This window comes from Bradyrhizobium yuanmingense, assembly GCF_029167105.1.
In the GTDB taxonomy this organism is placed as follows: domain Bacteria; phylum Pseudomonadota; class Alphaproteobacteria; order Rhizobiales; family Xanthobacteraceae; genus Bradyrhizobium; species Bradyrhizobium yuanmingense_A.
This window is the reverse complement of sequence record NZ_JARFML010000079.1, coordinates 1-8,912: the sequence shown is the minus strand read 5'-3', so window position 1 is coordinate 8,912 and position 8,912 is coordinate 1. Positions and strand designations below refer to the sequence as shown.

Below are 8,912 nucleotides of genomic sequence, written 5' to 3'. Positions count from 1 at the left end.
GCTCGCTGCCGGGGCTGGCGGAGCGCTTGCGGCCGGGGCGGGTGCTGCCGATGGCGCGGGCGACGGGCTCGCGGAGGCCGCCGGCACCGGGCTCGGCGTCTGCGCCAGCGCGCCGGACAGCCCATGCGACAGGGCCGCAGCCGGGATCAGCGCGGCCAGCACAACTCGACGAAAAGTGTTCATGTTATTCTCCCCAAGGCCCCGCTTCGTCGGGGCCTCAATTCATCAAGGCCTTACCCACCAAGGCCTTAACCCGGCCGCGCGTCCCGGTTCGCGCGAACCGCGCCGTTCTAACACGCGAGCGCCGAATTCGTCCCATGACAGATGCGTCATGGCAGGCACCTTGCCCGATGTGCCGGCTCGGGTGGCAAATCACTGGCCAAGCGGCCGAGGATCGCCATATAAGGCAGGCGAAATTCGGGAATTTTCATGAGCGCGCTGGCCAACCACGCATTTGCCAAGATGAACGGCATCGGCAACGAGATCGTCGTTGTCGACTTGCGCGATTCGGCGGCCAAGGTCACGCCGGACGACGCCCGCGCCGTGGCGTCCGCGAACGGCGGCGTGGCTTACGACCAGCTCATGGTGCTGCAAAAGCCCCGGCTCGACGGCACCGAGGCCTTCATCAGCATTTACAACAATGACGGCTCGGAGGCCGGTGCCTGCGGCAACGGCATGCGCTGCGTCGTGCGCCGCATCTTCGAGAAGACCGGGCAGACCACCGCGACCTTCGAGACGGCCGCCGGCCTGCTCAATGCCTGGCAGGGTCCGGCGCCCGACCTCTACACCGTCGATATGGGCGCGCCGAAATTCGGCTGGCAGGACATTCCGCTGGCGGAAGAGTTTCGCGACACCCGCTACATCGAATTGCAGATCGGGCCGATCGACAATCCCATTCTGCATTCGCCCTCAGTGGTGAGCATGGGCAATCCGCACGCGGTGTTCTGGGTGGACGACGTCAACGCCTACGATCTCGGCCGCTTCGGTCCGCTCTTGGAAAACCATCCGATCTTCCCCGAGCGCGCCAACATCACGCTGGCCCATATCGTCGACCGCGAACACATCACGATCCGCACCTGGGAGCGCGGCGCGGGGCTGACAAAGGCCTGCGGGTCGGCGGCCTGTGCCACGGCGGTCGCCGCCGCGCGGCTGAAGCGCGCCGAGCGCAAGGTCGAGATCACCTTGCCCGGCGGCAAGCTCGGCATCGAATGGCGCGAGCGCGACGACCACGTGCTGATGACGGGCACCGCGACCTTCGAATATGAGGGCAGCTTCGATCCGGCGCTGTTCGCGCCGGTGGCCTGATGGCCGTCGACATCGTCACCTTCGGCTGCCGCCTCAACGCCTTCGAGGCCGAGGTGATTCGCAGCAAGGCGGAAGTCGCAGGGCTTTCCGACACAATCGTCATCAACAGCTGCGCCGTCACCAACGAGGCGGTGGCGCAGGCACGCCAATCGATCCGCAAGCTGAAGCGCGAGCGCCCCGAGGCGCGCATCGTCGTCACCGGCTGCGCGGCGCAGACGCAGGCTGCGATGTTCGCCGACATGGCCGAGGTCGATCGCGTCGTCGGCAATGACGACAAGATGCGCGGCGAAGCGTGGCGGGAGACACGCGATGCTTTCGATCTTGGCGTCAGCGAGAAAATCGCCGTCAGCGACATCATGGGCGTGAAGGAGATGGCGCCGCATCTCGTCGACGGCTATGCGAGCGGCCTGCCGCGCGTCTTCGTGCAGGTGCAGAACGGCTGCGATCATCGCTGCACCTTCTGCATCATCCCGTTCGGCCGCGGCAATTCGCGCTCGGTGCCAATGGGCGCGGTGGTCGAGCAGGTGCGCACCCTGGTCGAGCGCGGCCATGCCGAGATCGTGCTGACCGGCGTCGATCTCACCAGCTACGGCGCGGATCTGCCCGGCGCGCCCAAGCTCGGCAGGCTGACCAAGCAGATCCTGCGCCATGTGTCCGAGCTCAAGCGCCTGCGTATCTCCTCGATCGATTCGATCGAGGCGGATGACGACCTGCTCGATGCCATCGCTGAGGATGCGCGGTTGATGCCGCACCTGCACCTGTCGCTGCAGTCAGGCGATGACATGATCCTGAAGCGCATGAAGCGGCGGCATTCGCGGCAGGATGCGATTGGCTTTTGCGAGCAGGTGCGCCGCCTGCGCCCCGATATCGTCTTCGGCGCCGACATCATCGCGGGCTTCCCGACCGAGACCGAGCAAATGTTCTCGCGCACGCTCGACCTCGTCGAGCAATGCGGACTGACCTTCCTGCACGTCTTCCCTTATTCGCCGCGGCCCGGCACGCCGGCTGCGCAGATGCCGCAGGTGGCGGGAGGCCTGATCAAGGAGCGTGCGCGACGGCTGCGTGCGGCCGGCGAAGCGGCGTTGCGGCAGCGCCTGCAAGCCGAGATCGGTGCGACGCGCGAGGTGCTGATCGAGAGCGAGGGGCAGGGCCGCACGCAACATTATCTGCCGGTGGTGATTGCGGGCGAACAGGTCGGAAGCATCGTGCCACGATTGATTGCCGGCGTTGTTGGCGAGCGGCTCACCACATAGTGGCTTCCCTTCTCCCCTTACAAGGGGAGAGGGAAAACTACGACGCCCGCACCTGCCAGAATCGCAGCGTCCGCTTGGCGTTCTCCGCCGTCATTCTCGCAAAATGGCCCTGTGTCCTCGCGACGTCGGCCGGCTTCATCGTGCCTGTCGCGAAACGGCATTCGAGCACGGCCTTGGTCGTTTCCCAGCTGAGCTGTGCGGCCTTGCACGGCACCAGCAGGCCGTCCTCGCGCAGACTCTGCATCAGCGGACGAATCACCTCGACCGTCGACCCCGACAACGCCGCCAGCGCCGCCACCGTCTCCTCATAGCGCCGCTGTGTGGCGAAGCCGAGCAACGTCGCCTCGTTGAGCTGGCCGGTAGCCTTCAGGCCGGCAATGGCGCGCTTGGCACCCTCGAAATCGCGCACCGCCGACATTTCGCGCTCGGCGCCGATGGTGACGGCGGTGATCGCGCTCTGGATCTCCTCGAACAGATGCGGCGGGGCGCGCGACAACAGGCGGGTGCGCACGGCATCGGTCGCCGAGCGCAGCAATTGGCGGCGCAGCTCCGACGGGAGGTCGACGCGGATGCCGACGCTGACCGCGAGTTCCGGATCGCTTTCGGCCTGGCCGACGATGATGGCAAATCCCTTTCCGGAGACGCGCGCGCCGGGATTGGCGGCGAGCCGCCGGCTGACGCTGGGATAGCGGCGCGCCAGCAGCGCGTCGGTGACGATCTCCTTCAGCCACCAGCGGCCGGCGACCGCGAGCAGATGCGGCTCGCTCTTGGCTGATGCGATCTTCACCAGCTCGCCGTCATCGAGGCGCGCGGATTCCTGCAGCACGGGGCCGGCGATGCGGATCTCGTCATTGTTGGCGAGGCGGCGGATCACCGACGGCGGCGCCTGTGCGACCGGCGCCAGCTGCGCGCTGATCTCGGCGAGCGCCACCCGCGCGGCCACATCGGCGATGGCGCGCAGCTCGATGGTGCCGATCAGGCGCTCGAGCACGTCGTCGAACAGCGCGATCTGCTCGTCGTCGAAATTGCCGGCGGAGGAGAGGAACAGCTCGGTGACGCGCCTGGCCGTCTCCAGGCCCTTTTCCGGCGAGCCGATCCGCAGTGCGGATTCGACCTCGTCGATGATCGATAGCCCGGCCTTGGTCATCACGCGCGGCTCGTCCTGAGCGGTTACGGAAGCTTTTTCTAAGCAACCGTTATCATTAGAGGCGAGCGCTGAAGGTTTCGTAAACCATGGCGGGGATGCGGTCGTTGAGCGAGATGCCGCCACGAATGCGGTGCGCTCCCTCCCCCGCCTGCGGGGGAGGGCTGGGGAGAGGGGTGTCTCCACAACGGGACAATCCCCCGGAGGCGAGAGCCCTCACCGGCGCCCGGGACGCGCCGACCTCTCCCGCGAGCTTTGCGGGAGAGGGTTTACTCCCCCTTCCACCCGCAGGCCCGGAGCTTCTCGTGCATATGCGGCGGGGCCGGCGCCACCACGCGGACCGGCTCCTTGTTCCGGGAGATCGGCACCACGATCTCGCGCGAATGCAGGTGCAGGCGCGGCTCGCCAAAGCGCGGACCGTTGCCGTAAATGTTATCGCCGAAGATCGGCCAGCCGCTCGCGGCCGCATGCACCCGCAATTGATGGGTCCGGCCGGTCACCGGTTCCATGGCAAGCCAGGTGAAACCGTCGCCCCGGCCCATCACCTTCCAGTTCGTAATCGCCTTCTGCCCTTCCGGATCCGGCTTCTGCCACCAGCCGCGCTCGGCATTGAGCCGGCCGAGCGGCATGTCGATGGTGCCTTCATCCTCGGCAGGGCCGCCTTCGACCACGGTCCAGTAGGTCTTGCCGATCTTGCCGTGCTTGAACAAAAGGCCCAGCGATGCCGTCGCCTTGCGGTGGCGGCCGAGCACGAGGCAGCCCGAGGTGTCCTTGTCCAGCCGGTGGGCCAGCACCGGCGGCCGCGGCAGGCCGAAACGCAGCGCGTCGAAGCAATCCTCCAGATTGGGGCCACCCTTGGGGCCGCGATGCACCGGCAGGCCGGCGGGCTTGTCGATGACCAGCATCAGGCCGTCGCGATGGAGCACGCGGCCTAAGATCTCATCGGCGGTCAAATTGGGGAACATCGAGCAATCGCAGGACTTTCGGTCAAGGCTTTCGTTTACGGGCCGGAACGGCTAACACGCCACCATGAACGATACCACCTCCGAGACCCCCAAGCTGAGCTGGTGGCGCCGCCTGTCCAACGGGCTGAAACGCACCTCGTCCTCGCTCGGGACCGCGGTCGCCGACCTCGTCACCAAGCGCAAGCTCGACCGCGCCATGCTCGACGACATCGAGGACGTACTGCTGCGCGCCGACCTCGGCACGTCAGTCGCGGTGCGCATTGCCGATGCCGTCGGCACCGGCCGCTACGACAAGGCGATCTCGGCGGACGAGGTCAAGGACGTCGTCGCCACCGAGGTCGAGAAGGTGCTGTCGCCGGTGGCAAAGCCGCTCGTGATCGATGCGGCCAAAAAGCCGTTCGTCATTCTCGTCGTCGGCGTCAACGGTTCCGGCAAGACCACCACGATCGGCAAGCTGTCGCAGAAATTCGCCTCCGAAGGCCGCAAGGTGATGCTGGCTGCCGGCGACACGTTTCGCGCCGCCGCCATCGAGCAGCTCAAGGTCTGGGGCGAGCGCACGAAGACGCCCGTTATCGCAGGCGCGCAGGGCTCGGATTCCGCGAGTCTCGCCTTCAACGCGCTCACCGCGGCAAAGGAGCAGAATGTCGACGTGCTCCTGATCGACACCGCAGGCCGCCTGCAGAACAAGGCCGAGCTGATGAACGAGCTCGAGAAGGTCGTGCGCGTGATCCGCAAGGTGGATGACACTGCGCCGCATGCCGTGCTGCTGGTGCTGGATGCGACCGTCGGCCAGAATGCGCTGTCGCAGGTCGAGGCCTTCCATCGCACCGCCGGGGTCACCGGCCTCGTGATGACCAAGCTCGACGGCACCGCGCGCGGCGGCATCCTGGTGGCGCTCGCGGAGAAGTTCAAGCTGCCGGTGCACTTCATCGGCGTCGGCGAAGGCGTCGACGATCTCGCGCCCTTCACCGCGCGCGACTTCGCCCGCGCCATCGCCGGAATCGAATAGCATCATCCTTCGAGACGCCGCTTGCGCGGCTCCTCAGGATGAGGTCGTGCCACACATAAGGTCCTCATCCTGAGGAGACCGCGAAGCGGTCGTCTCGAGGGATGGGAGAGACGGAAGAGAGAATGGACAAGACCCAGCCGCATCCGCTGTTCAAGCTCGCGACCGAGCTCGGTCCGCTGCTCGTGTTCTTCTTCGTCAACGCGAAGTTCAATCTGTTCGCGGCGACCGGCGCCTTCATGGTGGCCATCGCGGTCGCGATGGCCGCCTCTTACATCGTGACGCGTCACATCCCGATCATGGCGATCGTCACGGGGGTGATCGTGCTGGTGTTCGGCACGCTGACCCTGGTGCTGCACGACGAGACCTTCATCAAGGTCAAGCCGACCATCATCTACGGCCTGTTCGCCGCGATCCTCGGCGGCGGCCTGTTGTTCGGCCGCTCCTTCATCGCCGTGATGTTCGACCAGGTGTTCAACCTGACGCCGCAGGGCTGGCGCATCCTCACCTTGCGCTGGGCGCTGTTCTTCGCCGGAATGGCGGTGCTGAACGAGATCGTCTGGCGCACCCAGAGCACGGATTTCTGGGTGAACTTCAAGGTGTTCGGCGTCACCCCGATCACGATGATCTTCGCCATCGCCCAGATGCCGCTGACCAAGCGCTATCATCTCGCGCCGGCCTCGCTGGAGAGAAGCGAGGCCGAGGCGGGGGATGTGAGCAAGGGATGATGGTCTATCCGCCGTCATTGCGAGCGAAGCGAAGCAATCCAGAATCTTTCCGCGGAGGGATTCTGGATTGCTTCGTCGCAAGTGCTCCTCGCAATGACGGTCTTGGCTAGGATCCCGCTGCCTTCAGCGCCTTCTCCAGCTCCGGCATCAGCACGGCCTTGAGATTTTGCGGCGTGATCGGCCCGACCAGCTTGTAGACGATGGTGCCCTCGCGCCCGACGACGAAGGTCTCCGGCACGCCATAGACGCCCCATTCGATCGAGGCGCGGCCGTTGGCGTCCACGCCGACATGGCCGAACGGGTTGCCGTAGCGGCCGAGGAAGCGCCGCGCATTGTCGGCGGCGTCCTTGTAGTTGATGCCGGCCAGCTGGAAGCGCTTGTCTTTTGCCAGTTCGGTCAAAAGCGGCGCTTCGTCGTGGCACGGCACGCACCAGGACGCCCAGACGTTGACGAGGCTGACCTGGCCCTTGAAGGCGGCGGGATCGAGACCCGGCACCTGCGTGCCATTCTCTTGCAATCCCTGGAGCGGCGGCAGCACGGTCTGCGGTGCGGGCCGGCCGATCAGCGCCGAGGGAATCCGCGAGGGATCTCCGCTGCCGAGCCGGAACCAGAACAAAAGCGCCAGGCCGATGAAGACGATCAGCGGCAGCATCACCAGGAAGGTGCGGCGCTGCGGCGAAGCGGAGGCAGGTTGATCGCTCATCGCGGCTCCGTCGCGCTGCGGCCCGACCGGCGGGTGATGCCGCGCTGCTCCAGCTCGCGCAGGCGCTGCGTCTGGTTGCGATAATCGAGCATGACCCAGCCGATCAGGATCGCGACCACGAGGGCGGCAGCTGCGTAAGACGCCACGATGAAAGAGGCGTAAGGACCGAGCGACATCGTCATGCAGCCCCAGCTTCTTTGGACGCGTTGTCTTCACGCGAACCGGCGGCCATGTCGCTCGAAAACGCGATGCGACTGGCCTGCATCATCTGCAGCGAGCGGACACGGCGGCGTAAAATCTCGTTGCGCATCGCGGCCAGGTGCAGCGTGACGAATAGCAGCGTGAAGGCGAGCGCCATCACCAGCAGCGGGATCAGGAACGACTTGTCCAGCGCCGAGCCGCCCATGCGCATCACCGAGGCGGGCTGGTGCAGCGTGTTCCACCAATCGACCGAGAACTTGATGATCGGCAGGTTGATCGCGCCGACCAGGGTCAGCACCGCGGCGGCGCGCGCCGCACGCGAGGGATCGTCGACCGCGCGCCACAGCGCCATCAGGCCGAGATACATCAGGAACAGGATCAGCACCGAGGTCAGCCGCGCGTCCCACTCCCAATAGGTGCCCCACATCGGCCGGCCCCAGAGCGAGCCCGTGAGCAACGCGAGGAAAGTGAAGGCGGCGCCGATCGGAGCTGCGGCCTTGGCGGCGACGTCGGCGAGCGGATGCCGCCACACCAGCGTGCCCAAAGATGCGATGCTCATCACGCCCCACACGAACATCGACAGCCAGGCATTGGGCACGTGGACGAACATGATCTTGACCGTCGCGCCCTGCTGATAGTCGTCGGGCGCGAGCGCAGCTTGATAGAGACCGATGGTGAGCAGGACAACGGTCGCGGCCGCCAGCCATGGCAACACCCGCGTTGTCAGCGCGAGGAACCGCGTGGGGTTGGCGAGGTCGATCAGCGTCATGGTATCCTGATAATCACCGGGGGCCGCTCAGGCAATCAACACGAAAGCCCGTCGCGAAAGTTGATCGGGGTCAAGGTCGGCCCGGTCCTTTCAATCGAGACCATGCCGCAGGCTCGCTGCGGCCGCGAACGGGCCGATCACGAGGCTGACCAGCGACAGCGCGCACAGGATCGAGAACGGCGCGCCGAAGGTCATGGGACCGACGATCACCGCCTGCGAGGCCGCAACGCCGAAAATCAGCACGGGAATCGACAGCGGCAGCACGAGAACGGCCATCAACAGCCCGCCGCGATGCAGCGTCACCGCCAGCGCCGCGCCGATCATGCCGGTGAAGGTCAGCGCCGGAGTGCCCGCCAGCAACGTCAGCGCCACCGCAGCCGTGGCGATCATGTCGAGGTTGAGCAACAGGCCGAGCACGGGGGTTGCGACAATCAGCGGCAGGCCGGCGGCGAGCCAATGCGCCAGCGCCTTGGCGGCGCAGGCGAGTTCCAGCGGCGTCCGACTCATCGTGATCAGGTCGAGCGAGCCGTCCTCATGGTCGGCCATGAACAGCCGGTCGAGGGTCAGCAGGCTCGCCAACAGCGCGCCGAGCCAGAGGATCGCAGGTCCCAGCCGCGACAGCAGCGCCAGATCCGGCCCGACCGCGAATGGCATCAGCACCACCACGGTCAGGAAGAACAAGACGCCTATCAGTGCCCCGCCGCCGACGCGAAGTGCGATCCTGATGTCCCGGCGGATGAGGGCGGCAAGGGCGGTCATGGGGGGCTTCCAGCTTCTGGGGACGCATCCGACGGCCCCAGGCGCGCTGCGCTCCCTCCCCCCTTGTGGGGGAGGGCAG

General features: G+C 66.4%; 10 protein-coding genes and 1 pseudogene. 4 read left to right on the top strand and 7 right to left on the bottom strand.

Annotated features, from left to right (window positions below; all coding sequences use genetic code 11):
• Positions 1-183 (bottom strand): annotated as a pseudogene (locus P0R31_RS40030) (GyrI-like domain-containing protein); the annotation flags it as partial.
• Positions 184-429: 246 nt separating this feature from the next.
• Here P0R31_RS40030 and dapF point away from each other — a divergent pair.
• Positions 430-1,305 (top strand): diaminopimelate epimerase, encoded by an 876-nt coding sequence (gene dapF, locus P0R31_RS40025; protein WP_275520847.1) that lies wholly within the window; start codon positions 430-432, stop codon positions 1,303-1,305.
• Complete coding sequence (gene mtaB / locus P0R31_RS40020; RefSeq protein WP_275520846.1) at positions 1,305-2,558, top strand: tRNA (N(6)-L-threonylcarbamoyladenosine(37)-C(2))-methylthiotransferase MtaB; 1,254 nt, start codon at positions 1,305-1,307, stop codon at positions 2,556-2,558. The genes dapF and mtaB overlap by 1 nt, the downstream gene beginning before the upstream one ends.
• Positions 2,559-2,595: 37 nt before the next feature.
• Here mtaB and P0R31_RS40015 read toward each other — a convergent pair whose 3' ends face one another.
• Both P0R31_RS40015 and P0R31_RS40010 read right to left on the bottom strand, forming a co-directional pair.
• Positions 2,596-3,705 (bottom strand): DUF2336 domain-containing protein, encoded by a 1,110-nt coding sequence (locus tag P0R31_RS40015; RefSeq protein WP_275520849.1) that lies wholly within the window; start codon positions 3,703-3,705, stop codon positions 2,596-2,598.
• Positions 3,706-3,971: 266 nt separating this feature from the next.
• Positions 3,972-4,667: an RluA family pseudouridine synthase gene (locus P0R31_RS40010; RefSeq protein WP_275520844.1), complete on the bottom strand. Its 696-nt coding sequence runs from the start codon at positions 4,665-4,667 to the stop codon at positions 3,972-3,974.
• Positions 4,668-4,731: 64 nt separating this feature from the next.
• Here P0R31_RS40010 and ftsY point away from each other — a divergent pair, with 64 nt between their 5' ends.
• Positions 4,732-5,676 (top strand): signal recognition particle-docking protein FtsY, encoded by a 945-nt coding sequence (ftsY, locus tag P0R31_RS40005; protein WP_036008849.1) that lies wholly within the window; start codon positions 4,732-4,734, stop codon positions 5,674-5,676.
• Positions 5,677-5,798: 122 nt separating this feature from the next.
• Positions 5,799-6,401 carry a septation protein A gene (locus P0R31_RS40000; protein ID WP_275520842.1) on the top strand — a complete coding sequence of 201 codons (603 nt, stop codon included), beginning with the start codon at positions 5,799-5,801 and terminating at the stop codon, positions 6,399-6,401.
• A 106-nt stretch (positions 6,402-6,507) separates the two neighbouring features.
• Here P0R31_RS40000 and P0R31_RS39995 read toward each other — a convergent pair whose 3' ends face one another.
• The 4 genes from P0R31_RS39995 to ccmB all read right to left on the bottom strand — a co-directional run bounded on the left by P0R31_RS39995 (position 6,508) and on the right by ccmB (position 8,833).
• The gene (locus tag P0R31_RS39995; protein WP_275520840.1) at positions 6,508-7,104 is read right to left on the bottom strand and encodes a DsbE family thiol:disulfide interchange protein; all 597 of its coding nucleotides are present in this window, start codon (positions 7,102-7,104) and stop codon (positions 6,508-6,510) included.
• Entirely contained in the window at positions 7,101-7,286 is a 186-nt protein-coding gene (gene ccmD, locus P0R31_RS39990) for a heme exporter protein CcmD (RefSeq protein WP_275520838.1), read from the bottom strand. Before ccmD ends, P0R31_RS39995 begins: the two co-directional genes overlap by 4 nt.
• The gene (locus P0R31_RS39985) at positions 7,283-8,074 is read right to left on the bottom strand and encodes a heme ABC transporter permease (protein ID WP_275520836.1); all 792 of its coding nucleotides are present in this window, start codon (positions 8,072-8,074) and stop codon (positions 7,283-7,285) included. The genes ccmD and P0R31_RS39985 overlap by 4 nt, the downstream gene beginning before the upstream one ends.
• A gap of 90 nt (positions 8,075-8,164) precedes the next feature.
• Entirely contained in the window at positions 8,165-8,833 is a 669-nt protein-coding gene (gene ccmB / locus P0R31_RS39980; protein WP_025032861.1) for a heme exporter protein CcmB, read from the bottom strand.
• Between the last annotated feature and the right edge of the window lie 79 nt (positions 8,834-8,912).

Excerpts from the sequence above, each read along its gene's own strand:
- dapF (WP_275520847.1), top strand. The coding sequence starts at position 430 with ATGAGCGCGCTGGCCAACCACGCATTTGCCAAGATGAACGGCATCGGC.
- mtaB (WP_275520846.1), top strand. The coding sequence starts at position 1,305 with ATGGCCGTCGACATCGTCACCTTCGGCTGCCGCCTCAACGCCTTCGAG.
- P0R31_RS40015 (WP_275520849.1), bottom strand. The coding sequence starts at position 3,705 with ATGACCAAGGCCGGGCTATCGATCATCGACGAGGTCGAATCCGCACTG.
- P0R31_RS40010 (WP_275520844.1), bottom strand. The coding sequence starts at position 4,667 with ATGTTCCCCAATTTGACCGCCGATGAGATCTTAGGCCGCGTGCTCCAT.
- ftsY (WP_036008849.1), top strand. The coding sequence starts at position 4,732 with ATGAACGATACCACCTCCGAGACCCCCAAGCTGAGCTGGTGGCGCCGC.
- P0R31_RS40000 (WP_275520842.1), top strand. The coding sequence starts at position 5,799 with ATGGACAAGACCCAGCCGCATCCGCTGTTCAAGCTCGCGACCGAGCTC.
- P0R31_RS39995 (WP_275520840.1), bottom strand. The coding sequence starts at position 7,104 with ATGAGCGATCAACCTGCCTCCGCTTCGCCGCAGCGCCGCACCTTCCTG.
- ccmD (WP_275520838.1), bottom strand. The coding sequence starts at position 7,286 with ATGACGATGTCGCTCGGTCCTTACGCCTCTTTCATCGTGGCGTCTTAC.
- P0R31_RS39985 (WP_275520836.1), bottom strand. The coding sequence starts at position 8,074 with ATGACGCTGATCGACCTCGCCAACCCCACGCGGTTCCTCGCGCTGACA.
- ccmB (WP_025032861.1), bottom strand. The coding sequence starts at position 8,833 with ATGACCGCCCTTGCCGCCCTCATCCGCCGGGACATCAGGATCGCACTT.